Source organism: Pseudomonas sp. TMW22091 (assembly GCF_022496705.1).
GTDB classification, from domain to species: domain Bacteria; phylum Pseudomonadota; class Gammaproteobacteria; order Pseudomonadales; family Pseudomonadaceae; genus Aquipseudomonas; species Aquipseudomonas saxonica.
In genome coordinates this window covers 109,069-129,681 of record NZ_SCFI01000010.1, presented here as the reverse complement: position 1 = coordinate 129,681, position 20,613 = coordinate 109,069, and the positions used below count along the sequence as shown (strand labels likewise).

The 20,613-nt window shown below is 53.1% G+C and carries 7 protein-coding genes and 1 pseudogene; 3 read left to right on the top strand and 5 right to left on the bottom strand.

Annotated elements, in window-relative coordinates; all coding sequences use genetic code 11:
• Positions 1 to 363 precede the first annotated feature (363 nt).
• From EQV93_RS18020 to EQV93_RS18015, 3 genes and pseudogenes are all read left to right on the top strand, one after another.
• On the top strand, positions 364 to 6,597 hold the full coding sequence (locus EQV93_RS18020) for a hypothetical protein (protein ID WP_240892106.1): 6,234 nt from the start codon (positions 364 to 366) through the stop codon (positions 6,595 to 6,597).
• Positions 6,598 to 6,702: 105 nt separating this feature from the next.
• Positions 6,703 to 6,839: pseudogene (locus EQV93_RS22480) on the top strand (enoyl-CoA hydratase); the annotation flags it as partial.
• A 124-nt stretch (positions 6,840 to 6,963) separates the two neighbouring features.
• Entirely contained in the window at positions 6,964 to 13,734 is a 6,771-nt protein-coding gene (locus EQV93_RS18015; RefSeq protein ID WP_240892105.1) for a hypothetical protein, read from the top strand.
• 27 nt (positions 13,735 to 13,761) lie between these two features.
• Here the strand turns inward: EQV93_RS18015 and EQV93_RS18010 are convergent, their stop codons facing one another.
• From EQV93_RS18010 to EQV93_RS17990, 5 genes are read right to left on the bottom strand one after another with little or no spacing between them, the layout of a single operon-like run.
• Positions 13,762 to 15,312 carry a FadD3 family acyl-CoA ligase gene (locus EQV93_RS18010; protein WP_240892104.1) on the bottom strand — a complete coding sequence of 517 codons (1,551 nt, stop codon included), beginning with the start codon at positions 15,310 to 15,312 and terminating at the stop codon, positions 13,762 to 13,764.
• A gap of 19 nt (positions 15,313 to 15,331) precedes the next feature.
• Positions 15,332 to 16,363 (bottom strand): ferredoxin--NADP reductase, encoded by a 1,032-nt coding sequence (locus EQV93_RS18005; protein ID WP_240892103.1) that lies wholly within the window; start codon positions 16,361 to 16,363, stop codon positions 15,332 to 15,334.
• A 1-nt stretch (position 16,364) separates the two neighbouring features.
• Positions 16,365 to 17,126, bottom strand: a complete 762-nt coding sequence (locus EQV93_RS18000; RefSeq protein WP_122784345.1) for an SDR family oxidoreductase — start codon at positions 17,124 to 17,126, stop codon at positions 16,365 to 16,367.
• On the bottom strand, positions 17,123 to 18,841 hold the full coding sequence (locus EQV93_RS17995; protein ID WP_240892102.1) for an FAD-binding protein: 1,719 nt from the start codon (positions 18,839 to 18,841) through the stop codon (positions 17,123 to 17,125). The genes EQV93_RS18000 and EQV93_RS17995 overlap by 4 nt, the downstream gene beginning before the upstream one ends.
• Positions 18,838 to 20,583 (bottom strand): FAD-binding protein, encoded by a 1,746-nt coding sequence (locus EQV93_RS17990; protein ID WP_122784343.1) that lies wholly within the window; start codon positions 20,581 to 20,583, stop codon positions 18,838 to 18,840. Before EQV93_RS17990 ends, EQV93_RS17995 begins: the two co-directional genes overlap by 4 nt.
• Between the last annotated feature and the right edge of the window lie 30 nt (positions 20,584 to 20,613).

The following is a 20,613-nucleotide window of genomic DNA, read 5'->3' as shown; positions in this document are numbered from 1 at the left end:
ATTTAACTCTTCTTTCGTACCCAACTGTTGGTGGCAGGCGTTGAGGTGAGCGCCAATCCCGCTCCATTAGCGTGTATGCATAATCCGGCTCGGCACACCTTTTACTTCCAGTGTTTACGAATATCATCAGGTTGGCGATGGAACGTAACGCCCATGCGCTGTCCTTTGCTTTGCGTAACCCAAAGAAAGTGCTTCTGGCATGTATTGAAAAGCGGGCAGCCACGCTTGAAGGCAACTGATTAGGCACGTACCAACCGTCGCAATCATCCAAATTCGTTTCACTTCATTCAATTAAAGCCGAGAACCCTCCTACACTAAAAACTACCCTTTCACTCATGCCTGCTCCTTATAGGGTGGTTAGCAATGGGTAAATCTGTGCTCGAAAAACCTGCGGCGGTCCCCGTGCTTAAAGTCGCACCTGACCCGGCGCTGGCGAGCCAGCTTCTTCAAGGGGGCACGGAGCTTCTCAATCTGGTCGCCCCCGGCAATATCATCCAGCCCGGAGCAACTGACACGTCGGGTTTTGAACAGAGTCTCTGGCAGCCCATGATCGAAGCGCTGCTCCAGCAAGTGGGCAACTCGTTTCTGGACTGGGTTTGGCAAGCCCTCAAGGATTACTTTGCCGAACCCTTGGCACTGTTGAATGGCTTCCAACAACTGGCTGCAGTGTTGGTCGATCCAAAGATTACCTTGCTTGTCAAAAGCAAGGCATTGCTCGATTTTCTCGAGGCTCAAAACACCCTCACACCCACGGCTACTCCCTATATCGCTATTGCCCAACATCTTCATCACATCATCGAAGTACAGCATCAACGAGCTGCATTCACCGTTGCGCACAGTGTTTTGACCCTCAAAAGCCTGGTTGCGCTGGCTTATATGCCCGAAGTGCAAGCGCTTGCAGGCAAGCACACCCTCGCCCCGGTGCAAAACCTGTTACGCGGTGCCCTGGAGATGGCTCAAACCTGGCTACACCTGTCTCAAGCATCGTGGGACTCACCCGAGTCAGTGTTTGAGGGGCTGCGCGAGGCCGACCTGTTACCAGGCTGGGTTATTGAAATTGTCGAGCAGGGTCAGCGACTTTACGAAGTTCTGGATGCGCTGTATGTGCAGGCCGAATCTAAAGCCGAGCTTGAAGACGCTCCTCCCCTGAAACGCTTTCTGACTCAGTTCAATGAAAGTAACGACGCCTTGAGTAAATTCACTGCGCTGTTTTACCTGTTGGTCGACGATACAGCGCTGCCAATCCTCAACAAATACGCTGGAGACGCGTTTGGCGGTCTGTTCAAGGTATTCGCGCTGCTTAAAACAGGTCAGCAGGCGGCGCCAGAGGACACCAGCGGCATGAGTGCCGCCCTGCTCACCCTTGATCACTACACCAGTAAACCTTTTATTGCGCGTATGAGTGGTGCAGGGGAAGTCGGGCAGTTGATGGCCGAGCCTCTGTCTTTCGCGCACGCGGCACTGCGCGGTTCTGCCAGACAAGAAGCGGGCATGAACATGGTGCTGCGCTTGTTCGATCCCAAACAGACCTGGACCGGTTTCGCCAAGGAAACCATCGCCGAGATACTCTGGCTGCCCGAAAAAGAGCAGGTTTGGAAACTACTGACCAGCGACATTTTCCAGCACGGGAAAATGATCCGGGCGTTGTCGCAAGTGCTGGATAACCAGTTCTGGGACGAATACGCAACCGCCAGCTGGCAAGACCTGCCGGCTTTGATCGGTGGCACCCTGAAACGTGATCTACAAGCGCCTGACTCCCAATTCGTCCGAGCTCAGTCCATTGCCAGCGGGGTGCCTGCAGACCTCATCCAGCCCGTACTGACAGCGACAGCCAGCATCATCACCTCCTGGAAAGGAGACAATTGGAGTGATTTCTTAACGGTCTCAACGCAGTCAGTCAAAAGCTTGGTAACAAGCATGGCCAACAAGGGCCAACTGCTGCCCGAACAGATGCAAAAAGTTTTAAACACCTGCCTGTTTCTGACCAAAAACGTTGCCCGCCTGATCAATCTGTGGAGCTTGTGGCACGCCACGCAAGACAAGCAGCAACTGGGAGATGAAAGCGTTGCTCTGATACGTCAACTGCTGGTCGAACACGCCGATGACACAACAGTGTGGGCCTTTGATAAAGCCCTGATATGGCTACCCGTTTTACCAGGGCTTTACCGCGTATTGAAACAGGTTCAACCCATAGAGACCGGTCAGCGTATCCAGTGGGTGACCCGTCTATTGGTGAGTCTGTATACGCAGCCGGAAGTGCAGGCTAACCCTGAAATTATCTGGCTGCGCGAACAGGTGCAGCGCATCGCCCAGGAGTGGTTGGGCGCAATTCCAGATGCTGTATTGGGAAAAGCGGTGATCGAAGAAGTCGAGGCTGAACCGGGGCCCGTTCAAAAAGCCGTGATCAAATCGCTTTATCTGGCTATCGATGTTGCACCGCCTCTGCTCCGCTTGATGAAAAGTGCCGTTAACTATGCCAGTGAAGGCCTTCTGGGGGATGTCATAAGGGGCCTTTTACAGCCTCAGGCGTCACTGGTGCCCTTGATCATGTTTTTGGCGGTGATACCCGATAGTTCCGAGGCCAGTAAAGAGACATCGACGCCTAAACCTGATCCTCAACCCATTGATACAACGCCCGTACTTGGGGGAGTGACCGCTTTCACTTTCGTGGCCGGGATAGTTTTGGCCTTTAAGGCCCGTAGAAGTTATCTCGAAGGTAAGCTAGCGGCACAGAAGCAGGAAGAAGAAGCTGATGCTGTCGAATCTTTAGTCATGGCACCCGTTGTACTAACAGGCGCTTCTTCGGAACAAGAGAACCTCATTGAAAACACGACTACACCTGACCAACCCGTCGCTAAAAACAAGGCCAACAACTGGAAAATTGAAGCTGCTTTGGCGGGGGTATCCTTATTACTATTCTCAGCGTCTGCTTACGCACTGATCAATAGATATACGTCTTCACCCACGCCAACAGCGTCTGATGCAGCCCAGAAAGTCGAACACATATGCGACACGCTGCTCGTTATGCTCTCCGCTCCTCAAGAAGAGATAGAGCTGACTCCAGAAACGTCTGATCATTGGTTGGAAGCACTCATTTCTGAGGTAGCAACACTCAATGAGTCATTGGCGTCGTTTGATACGCTTTTCACACCCACGCCCTCTGATGAAACAACGACGTCTCCCACCCCACAGCCCTTAGCAAATCGAAAAAAACGAGACACGTTCTCTCAAAATCAACAAGATTTTATAACTGCATTTAAGATGAGCACTGTCTCCTTTCCGATCAGGAAAAGTGCTCCCCCAAATTTACAAAGCCGGCACGCTATAGAGCTCGACATCAAGGCAACCAAGACCGAACTGGCAGGTTTTATCAACGAACTTTCTGAACGAGCACGTCAAATAAAAGAGCCCTTTAAAGCCAACAATCCACATACAAGAAATTTGCAGCGCCGCGGGACCAGTTTTGTATTGGTTTTTGAAACATTAAAAGATTACACGGCCAGAATAAGCCGCAACACCGAACGAATCAGACGGCAATTAACACCTGCAATCAATGAGAGAACAGAAAAACTAAGAATTCTTGTAAATGCACTCGCCACACAACCAAAGGTAAACAGTGCGCTCCCCCGCAAGAGCCTGTTTTTTTCATACGAAGGTATTTCTCCAGAGTCAAATATCACTGGTATTAGAACAGCCAGAGACCTCATCGCCTACCCTTGGGGTGAAGTCCTTATCGACACCAGCGGTAAACTCGAACGTTTTACAGAGCAAAACGAACTGATTATCGCCACTTTTTATTGCGATGCACTCATCGCAGCGATCCTTGAACGGCGTGACGCCTCTAGTGCGTCCCTTCAAGTCGCGCCTTCAATACGCCGCCAATACAATCAAGACTTGACGGTCATTGTGGACACTCGGGAAATAATTGAGAACTTGATTAACTATCAATTTAGCAAAAATCCGAACGTGCTCGGGAATTTGCTCTTTCGTAAAAATCAAGACCGAGAAGAATTCATGCTCGGCAGAATTGGTGAAATCCTGGGCAAATATATGCCTGGATCGACACTCAATGCCGACAGTACTTTCGACGTTGAATACCATGTGTCCGACGTGATACACACAGAGCGTTTTACCTTGCTTCAAATTGCCAAGGGCATCCACACCGTCTCAAAAAACACTCGCAGCGGATCAAAACAACTTGTGAAATGGGCAACCTTAACATCTGTTCCAGCACAAACAGAAATTCTTGCATTGAACAAAGAATGGCTGATTATCAAACAGATAAACAGAGACGCTCAGCGAACCGCAGAACTTATGAGTGATGAACAATTTGCTGACCTTGATGCCCTTGATGTTCGTCAGTACTCAGAAGCATTCATACAGAAAATAACGGCGGAACTACTTCCTGACCCTGAAGATCGCGTGGGCATTCGTGGTAGTACACGCGTATGGGAAAAAAGAGAAGAAGATATCAACACTAAAAACAAGAAACAAATAAACACAGAACTCGAGCCCCGTTATCAATCCACTAGCTTATTGGAAATTCTGTGGGGCATCACCGAAAAAAAACGACTCCACGAATCTCTACGTACCCAACTGACCTACAGCCACTCCCCCCTGTTCATGGGCACGACTGAAACCGGTGCGGCTAAAGTTGCCAAAGCGCTTATCTCTAAAGATTTTTATCCCCTCTACATCGAGCACATCAAAGAAGCCTTCAAGAACGCCGAAACCATCAAGCTGCAACAGGAACTGATAGACATCACGTTACGCCCCCTGAAACCTTATGAACCCTTTAGTTCAGTCTCTTTGAAAGGCCGAGTACTTCCGGGCGTTATTTCGGGGTTTAGAGATCGCAACGATCAGATTGTTTATTCTTTTCCAGACGATAGACTCTGGAAATTCGAGACATCAATAGCAGTGCATGAGGCCTATATAAACAACACTGATGACTTCAAGACGTGCATGGACAGTCGTCAGTTTTACAAAAATCAAATGGTCAATCAAACACCTCAGGGCATACCCCTCATGGGCATGCCCCTAACATTCAAGCTATTCACAAACCCCGCCGAAGAAATCATAAAGTCTTATCAAGAACGTTTTGCAGAAGATGCCGACATGCTTATCCACTCAAAATCTGAACTTCAGACCCTGAAAATCATGGAACGTTTAAAATTTGGCTGGAGCGTTACTTCACTATTTTTAGGCGCATTCTCTGTCACGTCTAGTGTTCTGGGCTTGCTTTTCGGCCCCTTGGCGCCTCTTATCCAAAGCTTCGCGGAGGACCAGCCCGATGAGAAATTCCGCTACCAGTGGGAAGCTGTAGCAGCAGGCATTGCTGAACTCTTTTCCAGTATTCCTAACGTCCGCGGCTTTTTGGCATCCAACGCTACCCGAAAAGCATTCAGGCTCTCGCCGCAGAATCAGAAAGCAATCACCCCTGGTGTTTTCAGCGAATATGGCCTGTTTAAACCTGTGCCAGAGGCTCTTTCGAACAAACAAGCCCTAGTCGTTCCTTTGGGAAGAGTGCTGCGCAAAACCAATGCCTTACATTCTCCAACAGTGCTAGACGGAGAAATTACTACTGTGCTAACAGGCCCTTATAAAAAAGATAAGTGGCGTAAAAAGGAGTTATGGGCTAACAACTATGTCTTTAATCAGTTCGAGGCATTGAATCAAGCGGGCATTATTATGCTCACCGGCAATCACTCTCAATACGTCTACCTCCGCTTTCGACCTGCCGCATCCAGCAACAGTCGCTGGATGTTCGAAGCTAAAATCAGGGCTGCATCAGATACCTCTACAGGTTCACCTTCCAACAGGCGGAACCGCAGAGGAAGTTCGATGGGTGAGGTGCTGCAGAATTCAAAAGATGACATTTCAAAACTATTAGCTGCCGATCCTGTCCGCTATACGGTGTCTTTTGACAGCCAATCCGCAGAATCTTCTTCGGGGTCAATTATTAGTGACGAGGCTTTATCATGGGAAGGTACCCGCTATTTTGACAAGGTTAATTATAATGCCCCAGAAAGTGATGCATATTGCGATCACCTGCTGCTCGCGCTGGACATGACCACAACCATCAATCATTTCAATCACACGTTCCAGATCAGTAAGGTGAAAGGCGGCAACACCCTAAATGCACTCAAGCTGCTGGATTACCTCATTTCTTATTACGCCAGCGTGCACGAGACTGTTTGGCCAGCCCTCTATACCCAAGTATTTATTGATACCACCCTGTCGGCACTAGCCAGCAGCAACGTGATTATGGAATTACTGTTTGAAATGCTCATCAATAATGTATATGGCAAATACCAATCGCGCACGGCTCCATTGTCAACATCGGCGGTTAAAACATTTATGCAACGGCTTGCTGCTCAGGCCGCGCAAATCATTAATTATCAACCCCGGTACGAAGAGCCGCGCTCCTATGTTGCCGACTCACTGTTTCTCGAAGATATTGAAAAGCTCAAATCACAACTGACCTCTGACCTTGCCACGTGGCTTGTCTTGATCCTTAACTCTGAAGGTGTTGAACCTGAAAACACCACTGATGAAGTTGAGTTTCTCGGCGATTCCAGCACAAAATCAAGATGAAATTCCCTACCCTTAGATGAGTGTTCTATACCACGCACCCCGGACACGAGGTCATCACCATCGCCAACGCGCCATCCGATTCCTGACCGCAGTCAAGCAAGTGCAGCGGCTCGCAGAGCACCGCTGGAGAGTGGCCTGGCCCTGGAACGCAAGGCCAATGCACTGTTGTTCGCCTCGCGCGACCAGAAGAAAGGGATGCAGGCCTTTATTGAAAGCGTACCGCCAGGTTTGAAGGAAGCTGATTAGGCACGTACCAACCGTCGCAATCATCCAAATACGTTTCACTTCATTCAAAACAAACAGATAACCCTCCTACACTAAAAGCTACCATTTCACTCATGCCTGCTCCTTATAGGGTGGTTAGCAATGGGTAAATCTGAGCTCGAAAAACCTGCGACGGTCCCCGTGCATAAAGCTGCACCTGACCAGGCCCTGGCGAGCCAGCTTCTTCAAGGGGGCACGGAGCTTCTCAACCTGGTCGCCCCCGGCAATATCATCCAGCCCGGAGCAACTGACACGTCGGGTTTTGAACAGAGTCTCTGGCAGCCCATGATCGAAGCGCTGCTCCAGCAAGTGGGCAACTCGTTTCTGGACTGGGTTTGGCAAGCCTTCAAGGATTACTTTGCCGAACCTTTGACGCTGCTCAAAGGCTTCCAACAACTGGTAACCGTGTTGGCCGAGCCACATATATCCATGCTTATCAAAAGCAAGGCACTGCTCGATTTTCTCGAGGCTCAAAACAGCCTCACACCCACGGCTACACCCTATATCGCCATTGCCCAACATCTTCATCACATCATCGAAGTACAGCAGCAACGAGCAGCATTCACCGTTGCGCACAGTGTTTTGACCCTCAAAAGCCTGGTTGCGCTGGCTCATATGCCCGAAGTGCAAGCGCTTGCAGGCAAGCACACCCTCGCCCCGGTGCAAAACCTGTTACGCGGCGCCCTGGAGATGGCTCAAACCTGGCTACACCTGTCTCAAGCATCGTGGGACTCACCCGAGTCTGTGTTTGAGGGGCTGCGCGAGGCCGACCTGTTACCAGGCTGGGTTATTGAAATTGTCGAGCAGGGTCAGCGACTTTACGAAGTTCTGGATGCGCTGTATGTGCAGGCCGAATCTAAAGCCGAGCTTGAAGACGCTCCTCCCCTCAAACGCTTTCTGACTCAGTTCAATGAAAGTAACGACGCCTTGAGTAAATTCACTGCGCTGTTTCACCTGTTGGTCGACGATACAGCGCTGCCAATACTCAACAAATACGCTGGAGACGCGTTTGGCGGTCTGTTCAAGGTATTCGCGCTGCTTAAAACAGGTCAGCAGGCGGCGCCAGAGGACACCAGCGGCATGAGTGCCGCCCTGCTCACCCTTGATCACTACACCAGTAAACCTTTTATTGCGCGCATGAGTGGTGCAGGGGAAGTCGGGCAGTTGATGGCCGAGCCTCTGTCTTTCGCGCACGCGGCACTGCGCGGTTCTGCCAGACAAGAAGCGGGCATGAACATGGTGTTGCGCTTGTTCGATCCCAAACAGACCTGGACCCGTTTCGCCAAGGAAACCATCGCCGAGATACTCTGGCTGCCGGAAAAGGAGCAGGTCTGGAAACTACTGACCAGTGACATTTTCCAGCACGGAAAAATGATCCGGGCGTTGTCGCAAGTGCTGGATAACCAGTTCTGGGACGAATACGCAACCGCCAGCTGGCAAGACCTGCCGGCTTTGATCGGTGGCACCCTGAAACGTGATCTACAAGCGCCTGACTCCCAATTCGTCCGAGCTCAGTCCATTGCCAGCGGGGTGCCTGCAGACCTCATCCAGCCCGTACTGACAGCGACAGCCAGCATCATCGGCTCTTGGAAAGGAGACAATTGGAGTGATTTCTTAACGGTCTCAACGCAGTCAGTCAAAAGCATGGTGACAAGCATGGCCAACAAGGGCCAACTGCTGCCTGAACAGATGCAAAAAGTTTTAAACACCTGCCTGTTTCTGACCAAAAACGTTGCCCGCCTGATCAATCTGTGGAGCTTGTGGCACGCCACGCAAGACAAGCAGCAACTGGGAGATGAAAGCGTTGCTCTGATACGTCAACTGCTGGTCGAACACGCCGATGACACAACAGTGTGGGCCTTTGATAAAGCCCTGATATGGCTACCCGTTTTACCAGGGCTTTACCGCGTATTGAAACAGGTTCAACCCATAGAAACCGGTCAGCGCATCCAGTGGGTGACCCGTCTATTGGTGAGCCTGTATACACAGCCGGAAGTGCAGGCTAACCCTGAAATTATCTGGCTGCGCGAACAGGTGCAGCGCATCGCCCAGGAGTGGTTGGGCGCGATTCCTGAAGCCGTGTTAGGACAGGCGGTGATCGAAGAAGTCGAGGCGCAACCGGGGCCCGTTCAAAAAGCCGTGATCAAATCGCTTTATCTGGCTATCGATGTTGCCCCACCTCTGCTCCGCTTGATGAAAAGTGCCGTTAACTATGCCAGTGAAGGTCTTCTGGGGGATGTCATAAGGGGCCTTTTACAGCCCCAGGCATCACTGGTGCCCTTGATCATGTTTTTAGCCGTGATACCGACAAGTTCAGAGGCCGATGATACGCCTAAGGCGAAACCCGAACCCATGGATACAACGCCCGTACTCGGGGGCGTAGCTGCTTTCACTTTCATGGCCGCAATGGTATTGGCCTTCAAGGCCCGCCATAGTTATCGCAAAGATAAACTGGCGGCACAGAAACAGAAGGAAGATGCGGATGCCATCGAATTGTTAGTCAGGTCATCCGCGGCACATACAGACCCGACATCGGAACAAGAAAACCTCATCGAAAACACGACACCTCCTGACCGCCCCGTCGCTAAAAAGAAGGCCAATAACTGGCAAATAGAAGGCGCTTTGGCAGGGGTATCCTTATTAGTATTCTCAGCATCTGCGTACGCACTGATCAAGAGATATACGTCTTCACCCGCACCCACAGCGTCTGATGCAGCCCGTAAAATCAAACAACTATGCGACGATCTGCTCATTATGCTCGCCGCTCCTCAAGAATATTTTACTGCAGATGCAGTCGATCATTGGCTGGATACACTCATTATTGAGGTCGCCGCACTCAATGAGTCATTGGCCTCGTTTGATGCCCTTCTAACCTCCCCTCCCTCTGATGAAACAACTGCATCTCCCAGCACGCCGCCTTTAGCCAGTCGAAAAAAACGAGACACATCTGACCAAACCGAACAAAGATTGAAACAGCCTTATGAATTTATTGCCTTGCCTATCAGCCAAAGTACGCCCCCAAACTTGGAAAGTCGGGACACGATAGAATCCGACATCAAGGCGACGAAGAGAGTACTGGCAGGCTTTATCAACGAGCTTTCTGAACGGACACGTCAGGTCCAAGAACCGTTTATAGAGAACAACAGAAACTACACCAGACGGGGAAAGGTCGCCCTTGGTGGGAGACCAGTGACTGAAACAATAGCTGACTACAATGAAAGAATCAGCTACAACACCACACGAATCAGAAGAGAATTAACACCTGCAATCAATGACAGGGTGGCAAAATTAAAGCGGCTCTTGGAGGCCCTGAACAACCTTCCAAAAGTTAACAGCCCCACCTCCCGCAAGAGCCTGTTTTTTTCATACGCAAATATCCCTCCACCGGCCCCTATCCACGGCATTACAACAGCCAGTGCCCTTATCGCTTACCCGTGGGATAAAGTCCGTATCGATACCCACGGAAAACTGGAGAGTTTCAAAACTGAAAACACACTGGTTCGCGCCATTATTTATTGCGACAACCTCATCAAAGAAATCGTTAGGTTGCGTGATGAAACCCACGCGACGCCAAAAGTGACGTTCACGGTACACGACCGCTACAATCAAGACATGATAGTCATTCTTGAAACTCGAGAAGTAATCCAGGACTTGATAGAGTATCAATTTATAAATAATAAGAGGGTTGATGCACGCACCTCGGTTCTTAAGAACAAAGACCGAAAAGATTTTATGGTTGGCAGAATCGCTGAAATCATTGACAAATATATGCCTGGATCGCCACTGAATGCCAAAAGTACTTTTGAGGTTGAATACCATGTGCCCTACGCCATACACAAAGAGCACTTCACACTGCTTCAACTTGCCAACGGCATCCACACACGCTCAAACAACTATCTCCCACCCTCCATCTGTGTAATAAAATGGGACAACCTGACCTCTGTTCCAGCACAAACAGAAATACTCGCTTTGACGCAAGAGTGGAAGATTGTCAAACAGATAAACAGAGACATGCACCGCACCGCTGAACTTATGCGTGCAGGGCAAACCGCGGACCTTAGAACCTATGATGTACGTCAATACTCAGAGACCTACATAAAGCAGGTCATAGAAGAGCAACTCCCCAACCTTCAAGATCGCGAGGGTATTAGTGGTAGCACTCGCGTGTGGGAAAAAAGGGAGGAGTCTATAAATCCAATTAACACTAAACAAAGACGCGCACAACTCGAGCCCCGTTATCAATCCACCAGCTTATTGGAAATCCTGTGGGGCATCACCGAAAAAAAACGACTCCACGAATTTCTACGTACCCAACTGACCTACAGCCACTCCCCCCTGTTCATGGGCACGACTGAAACCGGCGCGGCCAAAGTTGCTAAAGTGCTTATCAATCGCGATTTTTATTCGCATTATATCAAGCTCATTGAAGAGACCTTTAAGGACACCGATACCATCAAGCTTCAACACGAACTCATAAACATCACGTTACGCTCCCTGAAAGCTTACGAACCCTTTAGCTCAGTCTCTTTGGAAGGCCGCGTGCTCCCGGGTGTTATTTCGGGCTTTAAAAATCGAAATGAACAGATTGTTTATTCTTTCCCAGACAATAAGCACTGGGAATTTCACACACCGATCGCTGTGCATAATGCCTATATAAATAACACTGATGATTTTAAGAGCTGCATGGACCGTCGTCAATTTCACAAGAACTACGTGACTAACCACAGCATCGCTGGCCTGCCGCTGACATTCACGCTATTCACGAATCCCGCTGAAGAAATCATAAAGTCTTATCAGGAACTTTTCACCGAAGATGCCGATTTGCTGGTTCATTCGAAATCTGAACTCGAGACCCTGAAACTTCTGGAGCAGTTAAAATTTGGCTGGAGTCTTATTTCAATATTTGCAGGTGCATTCACCGTCACATCCAGTGTTCTGGGGTTGATTTTCGGCCCCTTGGCCCCCCTTATACAAAGCTTCGCGGAGGATCAGCCCGATGAGAAATTCCGCTTCCAGTGGGAAGCTGCAGCATCAGGAATTGCTGAACTCGTTTCTAGCATTCCTAACGTCCGTGGCTTTTTGGCATCCAAGGCCACCCGACAAGGGTTGGGGCTCGCACCGTTGGTTAAAGAGAAAGCCATCGCCACCAATATTTTCAGCGAACATGGCCTGTTTAAACCTGTATCACTGGCTCTTCCGAACCAACAACCCCTTGTCATTCCGATAAACAGAATACTGAGAGTGCCCAGGGACACAGCCTTACTGTCATCACCTACAGCACTACCATCACTAACAACACCACTAACACCTGCCGAGAACATAATTACTGTACTGCCCGGACCTTATAAAGAAGACCAGTGGCGTAAAAAAGAGTTATGGGCTAATCATTATGTCTTCAGACAGTTTGAGGCGTTAAATCAAGCGGGCACTATCAGGCTCAATGACGATCACAACCAGTACATCCAACTCAGCTTTCAACCTGCCGCAGAAAATGGTCTTTGCTGGGAGTTCGACTCCATGATAGCGCCTGGTTCAAAGAATTCTACAGGGGCGTCTATCAAGGGCCGCAAGGGCAGGAGGAGTACAATCGCTGAAGCGCTAGAAAACTCGAAAGATCTCATTTCAGCACTGTTAGCTGCCGATCCTGTCCGCTATACAGTGTCGATTGATGGCCAACCCACGGCCTATTCATCGGGCGTGATCATAAGTGACGACGCTTTATCTTGGGAAGGTATTCGTTTTTTTGACGAGACTCACTATGTCGTCCCTGAACGCAATGCTTATTGCGATCATCTGCTGCTCGCGCTGAACATGACCACAACAATCGAATATTTCAATAAAACATTACAAGTGAGTGAAGCAAAAGGCAGCAAAAACAGAAACGCACTCGACATGCTGGATTACCTCATTACCTACGCTAACATGACGCAGCCTAATAGTTGGCCTTCACGATACACTCAGGATTTTATTGATACCACACTGTGGTTGTTCGCCAGTAACCACATCATTACTGAGTTGCTGCTTGAAATGCTAATGACCAATGTATACAGCAACTACATGCGCCGCACGATTCCCTTTTCAACGTCGGCTGTCAAAACGTTTATGCAACGACTAGCTGCTCAGGCCGCGGCGAATATTGGCTATCAACCCCGCTACGAAGTTCCGCGCAACTTCCTCGCTGACTCAGCGTTTCGTGGTGAAATCAACACGCTCAAGGAGAAACTAACTCCTGATCTTGCCACGTGGCTTGTCATTATCAATTACTCAACGGGTGTTGAACCGGATAACGCCCCTGACGAGACTGTCGCGACAGGCGAACATCCGGAACTGGCTCCTGCATCTAACCGCCTCAATAAAGATATTCTCGTCCATGATGTAGACCCTTCTGAACGGCCTTTAGAAGCTCAGCCGGAGCCGATACTGCCCATTATCCACACAGAAACATTTGCCGATCGCACTCCAGTAATCGGTGAACTCACGGCGCTCTATGATGGTAACAAGCCCATTTCTGTTCCTATCGGACAAAGTCTGCGTATCCGAGTAAAGATGCACAATCGGCGTACTCTTGCCCAAGAAGGCATTTATGCCATTCCTGAAAACTCGCGCAGTCCGCACACGTTTCCTCACTTCGTTGCAGGCCTTATCAATCAAGATTTCAATAAAATAAAGCTCAATAAGATACTTGTACGTCTATTTGCCGGCACCCGAAAAGAAGTGTTGGATACGGACAACACGGTCATAGGCTATACCTACTCATTGGTGCGTGCTGACAGAATCAATATTTACAGTAACATTAATCAGCTGAGCCCCAGCCTCCCCCCGTACGAGGTCATTCTCGAATTCTTAGATGAACATGGCGAACTGGTCCCTTGAGTTTCCTCAATAGCCATTTAAACGTTCTTAACACCACGCCGCCCGCAGTTCATTCTTGGCCACTTTATTCGACGCATTGACCGGCAATGCATCATAAAACCGTACGACCCTTGGCACTTTGTAATTGGCCATATGCTCGCGCGCCCATTGAATCAAGCTGGCCTCATCCAGTGTTTGTTCATGACGCAACACCACACACGCACACCCCACCTCCCCCATGCGTTCATCCGGCACACCAATCACCGCCACCTGGGCAATCGCCGGGTGCTCGATCAAGCCCGCTTCGATTTCCGCCGGGTAACAGTTAAAGCCACCGACGATAAACATGTCTTTCAAGCGATCGGTGATCCGCAGATTCCCCGCCGTGTCCAGCACCCCTATATCACCCGTGTGCAACCAACCGTCACGGTCGATGGTTTCTGCCGTTGCTTTGGGGTCTTCAAAATAACCCTGCATGACATGGAAACCACGCAGGCAGATTTCGCCTGTTGAGCCTGCCGCCAACGCTTGGTTGTGCGGGTCGCGGATGCTCACTTCGGTGCCTGGGATCGCCCGCCCGCTGGTACCTGCGATCACGTCGCTGGCGGCGTCGGGGTCACAAATGGTGGCCAGGCCACCACACTCGGTCAATCCATAGGCCGTGGTCACTACAGCAAAACCCAACTCGCGACGCATGCGCTCTATAAGGATGGGCGGGATGGTGGCCGCGCCGGTGACTGCAATGCGCAGGCTCGACAGGTCTGTCTCGGCCAGCTTGGGATGGGCCAGCATGGACAGGTACAACGTTGGTGGCCCCGGCAGTACGCTGATCCGTTCAACTGCAATGCGTTCAAACACGGCTTCGGCATCAAAGACCGGGTGCGGCAGAATTGTCGCCCCTGCCAGCAAGCAGGTCAGCCACCCCGCTTTGTAGCCGAACGCATGGAAGAACGGGTTGATGACCAGATATCGGTCGCCCGCCATCAGGCCGATCACTTTCACGTACTCACTAAACGCCCGAATATTTTGCCCATGCGCGCTCATGACGCCTTTGGGTTTGCCCGTGGTGCCAGAGGTGAACAGCAAGTCGCTCAAGTCTTGCGCACCCACGCTGGCTGCACGTGTTTGGGCATCCTGTTCGCTGATCGCCGCGCCCAGCGATAAAAACGCGTCCCAGGCATTGGCGTCGCCGAGGTTGACCAACTGCTCCAGCCCCGTCGGTCGATGAGGTGCCAGCATCGCCAGGTAGTCGATGCCGAGAAAATTCGGTTGCACGAACAATAAGCGAGTGCCACTGCGGTGCAGAATGTCGGCCGCTTCGTTGCCTTTCATGCGGGTATTGATCGGCACCATCACCGCACCGGCGCAATGGATGCCTAGCGCGGCGATGATCCAGTCGCGGCCGTTGGGTGCCCAGATCGCCACGCGATCACCTTTGCGGATGCCCAGCGCCATCAGGCTGCGGGTGACGCCCAGCGCCAGGTGCGGCAACTCTCGGTAGTCGGTGCACTGGCCATTTTCTTCGATGGCGGTGCGCCCTGCATGCGCTTGGGCTGCAAACTGAATTAACTCGGGAATGCTGTTCGGGCTGGAAGTCATCGAATACTCATCTGGCAGGTTATTCAGGAAAGCACACACGCAGGTGTTCGCTGCTGGGCACCGATTGACACGCCAGCACCCAGCCGTCGTTGAGTTCCTGGGCGTCGAGGGCATCATTTCGCAGCATGTCGACACTGCCGCGCTCAACGGTGCACATGCAGGTAGCGCAGGAGCCGACAAGGCATGAACTGGGCGGGCTTAAACCCGCACGCTGCATGGCGTTAAGCAGGGTTTCACCTTCGGCGCAGGGTACTTCGTATTCTTCGCCATCCAGCCGTACCGAGAGTTGGCTGCCGATCACGTCGGTGTTGACCGCAGCCGGGGCCGCAACGCTGCCCTCTTCAGGCAGCGAGACAAACCGCTCAACGTGAATGCGCCCGTGGTCCATGCCGATGTGCTGCAAGGCGCTGACGGCGGCATCCATAAACGGCCCGGGGCCACAAATATAGGCTTGGGCATGGGTAAAGGGTTTGGCCATCTGCGCCAGTTGGGCAACGGCCGGAATACCCTGTACCGAGTCCAGCCAGTGAATCACTTGCAGGCGCTGTGGGTACGCGCTGGCCAAGGCTTTGAGTTCAGCGGCAAAGATCACCGAGGCTTCATCGCGGTTGGCGTAGATCAGCAGGATATTGCCTGTGCCCGCGATCAACGCAGAACGCAGGATGGACAGCACCGGCGTCACGCCGCTGCCGCCGCCAAACAGAATGAAGTCATCGTCAAAATGACGCGGCACAAACACCCCGGCCGGCACCAGCACGTCTAGCTGATCGCCTTCGCGCAGTTGCTGGCACAGCCAGTTGGAGGCACGGCCATCACGCACTTGCTTGATGGTAACGCGCAGGGGTTCGTCCACCAGCGGTGTGCTCGACAGCGAGTAACACCGTGGTAACCAACCGCCTTCGTGGGGAACGCGCAAGGTCAGAAATTGACCCGCCTTATAGGCAAATTGTTCACGCATGGCCTCAGGCACGTCGAACACCAACGACTTGCTGTCGTGGGTCTCGCTGATGATGTGCGCCACACGCAGGGAAATATAGGCCGGTGTATTCATCTTAAATACTCATCACAAACTGGCCACTGTCGATGCGCAGCTCTATCCCATTGATGGCCCGCGATTCTTCGCTGGCCAAAAACAGCACGCTGGCGGCGACGTCTTCGGGCAGGCACATGCGCCCCATAGGGTCGGCGTCGATGGTCAGGCTCCACGGGTCAAGGCCTGCAGGCAATGTTGCCGTGGTCATGGGGGTGAGGATGCCGTCAGGGTGCAAGGAATTGCAGCGAATGCGGTATTTGCGGCGGCGGCACAGCACCGCCACGGTACGCGACAGTGCCGCCACGGCGCCTTTGGAGGCGCTGTAGGCGGTGTAATCATCACGACCGGCCACGCCGGCAATCGACGACATATTGATAATTGAGCCGCCTGCACCTTCTTTCATCAGGGCAATGGCGGCACGACAACCGAGAAAGACACTGTCGGAGTTAATTCGTTGAACACGCTGCCAGTCACTGTAGCTCGTGTGTTCAATGTCGCCCTTGAGCAAAATGCCAGCGTTATTGAACAGAATATCGAGCTGGCCATAACGCAGACGCAGAGTGTCTATCACCCGCGCCCAGTCCGCCTCGCTGCTGGCGTCGTGTTGGATGAATAAGGCCGAAGGGCCTATTTCTTCTGCCAACGCCTGGCCGCTTTCGACGTCTATGTCACTGATCACCACCCGAGCACCTTCACGGGCCAACAACAGCGCGCTGGCCCGGCCCACGCCACTTGCACCGCCGGTGATCAAGGCGACTTTACCTGCCACGCGTCCACTCATGGGGCTGTCCTTTCTAAAACAGGGCTGGCGTTTGACTGCTGCACCGAGCCATCAGCATGGCGAGTATTGCTGATCGCCAGACCCGCACGGCGCCCTGAAAACACACAATCGGCCAGTGACAAACCGCTGATATACAGGTGCGAAGCGACACCAATGGCGGTTCGCCCGGCGCTGAACAGCCCGGCAATCGGCTGGCCGAGATCATCCAGCACCGCGCCGTTGGTTTCATCGACCTTAAGCCCGCCCAGGGTCAAGGCTCCCAGCGGAAAAATCGGGTTATCGACGCTGATGTTGCAGGCGTAAAACGGGCCCTTGTCGAGCACCTGACGGCTGTCTTTGGACTTACCAAAAACATCCTCGGCCTCTCCCCGGGCAGCCGCGTTATAAGCGCGAAGCGCGCCATTCAACTGGCCGGGCTGCATGCCGCACGCCTGCGCCAATTGATCAGGGCTTTGCCCCTTGCGCACCCGCAGCAACATCAACGCCAACGCCGGTACGCTCTGAAACCACCAATAGCCGCCAAACAACGCCTGGCGAATCGCCTGTTGACGCAAGCGCGCATCCAGCACCAACCAGGCCTGACCACCCTGCTCTTCACAGAGCGGCTGACCCAAGGTCGCGCCGTACACTTCTTCATTGCAAAAGCGTTGCCCCTGGGTGTTGACCACAATCCCTTTGGGCCAGCAATACGGAGGGTTGATAAAGCGCCAGGCGGAAACTCTGCTCAGGCGTTCACCTTGCGCCCCCACTGACTGACCCAGGCGCAGGCCGCTGCCGTCGCAGCCTGTGGCCCCGACTTTAAAGTTGCGGCGAAATTTGGGCGCATGCTCGCGGATCAAGTCACGGTTGAAGATGAAACCGCCGGTGCTGAGAATCACGCCAAGTCGCGCCCGCACCAAAATCGGTTGCGCATGATCGTGTTCAAGCTGGGCAACCTTTTGCCGCAAGCGATCACAGTAACCGGGGGCAAAGTTTTGCAAGCGTTCGGCACGTGCAGCCAGACGCGCATGTAGATGCGCCTCGCGACTGCCTGCGGGCAAGCTCCACAGCTCAGCCCCTACGACGCGCCCGGTGGCATCCACGACCATCCGCCGGGCGGCCGATTGCAGCAAAGGTTGCACCCCGGCGCGCAGGCAGGCGTCTTTGAGTTGCGCATACAGCACGGCCCCGCACTGCCCTTTACCGACCGTGCGATGACCACGGGGTGCGGGGGGTTGAGAACCGGCGTAAGACGGCACTTTTTCATTGCCCGAGTAATACAAAAAGTAGCCGTCACTGGGGTATGAGGTTTTACCTCCCGGTGGCACGCTGTGGGCGAAGCGTGCGCCGTGGCCTTCCAGCCAGTTCAGGTTGCTCACACTGTCCGCGCAAAATTTATGCAACGTGGCGTCGCTGATTACGCCCTGAGTTTCGTGCTTAAGGTAATCAAACATCGCTTGCGGGCTGTCGTTGAAGCCAGCGTCTTGCTGTTGCTGCGTGCCACCGCCGGCATACACCACACCGCCACTTTTGGCACTCGCCCCGCCGCCGGTGAAACGGTCGGCAACCATCACCTCACACCCCTGGCTGCGGGCTTCCAGCGCCGCGCAAGCACCGGCAGCGCCCCAGCCGATGACCAGCACGTCACAGCTGTCGTGCCAGTCCTGTTCCGTCAGGGTATGCGCCTGCAACGGCGCAAGGATCGGGGTATTGGTGTTCACCTTGGCACCGTTCATGACAGCACCTTCTCGCGACTGTCTGCGGTGGCAGGCACATGGCGGGCAATGTGGTTGGCGGCGATATAACCAAAGGTCATCGCCGGGCCGAGGGTGCCGCCGGCGCCGGGATAGCTGGTGCCCATTACGGATGCCGAGCAGTTGCCGATGGCATACAGCCCGGCAATCGGTTGGCCGTTTTCACGCACCACTTGGGCAAACTGGTTGGTCAGTAGCCCGCCTTTGGTGCCAATGTCTCCTGCATCCAGACGCATGGCGTAGTACGGGCCTTTGCGCAGGGGGGCCAGGCACGGGTTGGGTTTGATATTGCTGTCGCCGTAATAGCGATCAAACACGTTGCCGCCCCGGTCGAAGTCCAGATCAACGCCGGTTTGCGCGTAGGCATTGACCTTGCTGACCGTGCTGTTCAACCCGCCAGCGTCCACGCCGATTTGCCCCGCCAGCGCGTCCAGGCTGTCGGCTTTCCAATACAGGGTGTTGAGCCATTCCTTGCGCAAGCGGCTGTCCGGTACGACCTGCCCAGGCATCAACGGGCCCATCGCATAATGGAACCGGAAGTGACCGTCGAAAATCACCCACGACGGCACCGACTGGCCGCCGGTTTTATGGTTGTCCTTGTACATGGCGTCGACAAATTCAAGGTACGGCGCCGCTTCGTTGACGAACCGATGGCCCAGACTATTGACCACGATGGCGCCGGGAAACGCTCGCTCGGCAAACACGCCCCGGGGTTTTTCTTCGCCGGGCACGGCAATGGTCGGCGCCCACCAGGCCCAGTCCATCAACGCGGTGGCCGCGCCGATGTTCATCCCTGCTTCCAGCGCTGCACCGGTGTTGTTGCCCGGCGGCGTGGCGCTCCATTTGGCCAAGGTGGGTTGTGGCAGGAATTTTTCGCGCAGGGTCTGATTCTGCTCAAAACCACCTGAACCGAAAATCACTCCGCGCCGGGCCTTGAGTTCCATCACTTTGCCGCCCGTGTTCACGATGATCCCGCACACGCGGTCGCCGTCGAGCACAACGTCCTGAAAATCGGTGTTAAGCCATAGCGGCACGTTGCGGTCCATCAGCGAACGACGCAAGGACGCCACCAGTGAACTGCCCAGTGCCGCGCGGCGGTCGTATTTGCTCTTGCGTCGCCATTTGAAGTCGAGCTTGTAGCGCGCCATCAACTTGAAAATCAGCCATTGCCAGCCAAAGCTACGCGCCATGGCCTTGTGTGCATCCCGTGCCGTCCATGCAATGCGCCCCATTAACAGGGTCGAGGGCGAGGGTTTGCGCAGGTTGGGCAATTCCTCGGCCAACAGGCTGGTGTCAAACAGTTCCGGGTCCAGGGTGCGGCCACCGGCCAGCGCGCCGGGCAACTGCGGGTAGTAATCTGGGTATTTGGCCGCCACGGCGTAACGCACGCGGCTGGTATCAGTGAGTTTTTTGATCATGGCAGCGGCGTTGTCCAGATACGCCTGCAACCGCACAGGATCACCGTGCTCACCCGTGGCGGCCTTGAGGTATTGCATCGACAACTCAGGGCTGTCCTGCCCGCCTATGGCGGCGAAATAATGGTTATTGGGGATCCAGATCCCCCCGCCGGAAATCGCCGATGTGCCGCCGTACTTATCGCTTTTCTCGACAATCAGCACCGAAAGGCCTTGATCGGCAGCAAAAAGCGCCGAAGTCATAGCCCCGGCACCGGAGCCAACCACTATTACGTCATAGGTGGACTGAGACTGAACTTGAGCCGTCATTATTGTTATGCCATCCGCTGAGGTCAGAAA

Excerpts from the sequence above, each read along its gene's own strand:
- EQV93_RS17990 (WP_122784343.1), bottom strand. The coding sequence starts at position 20,583 with ATGACGGCTCAAGTTCAGTCTCAGTCCACCTATGACGTAATAGTGGTT.
- EQV93_RS18000 (WP_122784345.1), bottom strand. The coding sequence starts at position 17,126 with ATGAGTGGACGCGTGGCAGGTAAAGTCGCCTTGATCACCGGCGGTGCA.
- EQV93_RS17995 (WP_240892102.1), bottom strand. The coding sequence starts at position 18,841 with ATGAACGGTGCCAAGGTGAACACCAATACCCCGATCCTTGCGCCGTTG.
- EQV93_RS18020 (WP_240892106.1), top strand. The coding sequence starts at position 364 with ATGGGTAAATCTGTGCTCGAAAAACCTGCGGCGGTCCCCGTGCTTAAA.
- EQV93_RS18015 (WP_240892105.1), top strand. The coding sequence starts at position 6,964 with ATGGGTAAATCTGAGCTCGAAAAACCTGCGACGGTCCCCGTGCATAAA.
- EQV93_RS18010 (WP_240892104.1), bottom strand. The coding sequence starts at position 15,312 with ATGACTTCCAGCCCGAACAGCATTCCCGAGTTAATTCAGTTTGCAGCC.
- EQV93_RS18005 (WP_240892103.1), bottom strand. The coding sequence starts at position 16,363 with ATGAATACACCGGCCTATATTTCCCTGCGTGTGGCGCACATCATCAGC.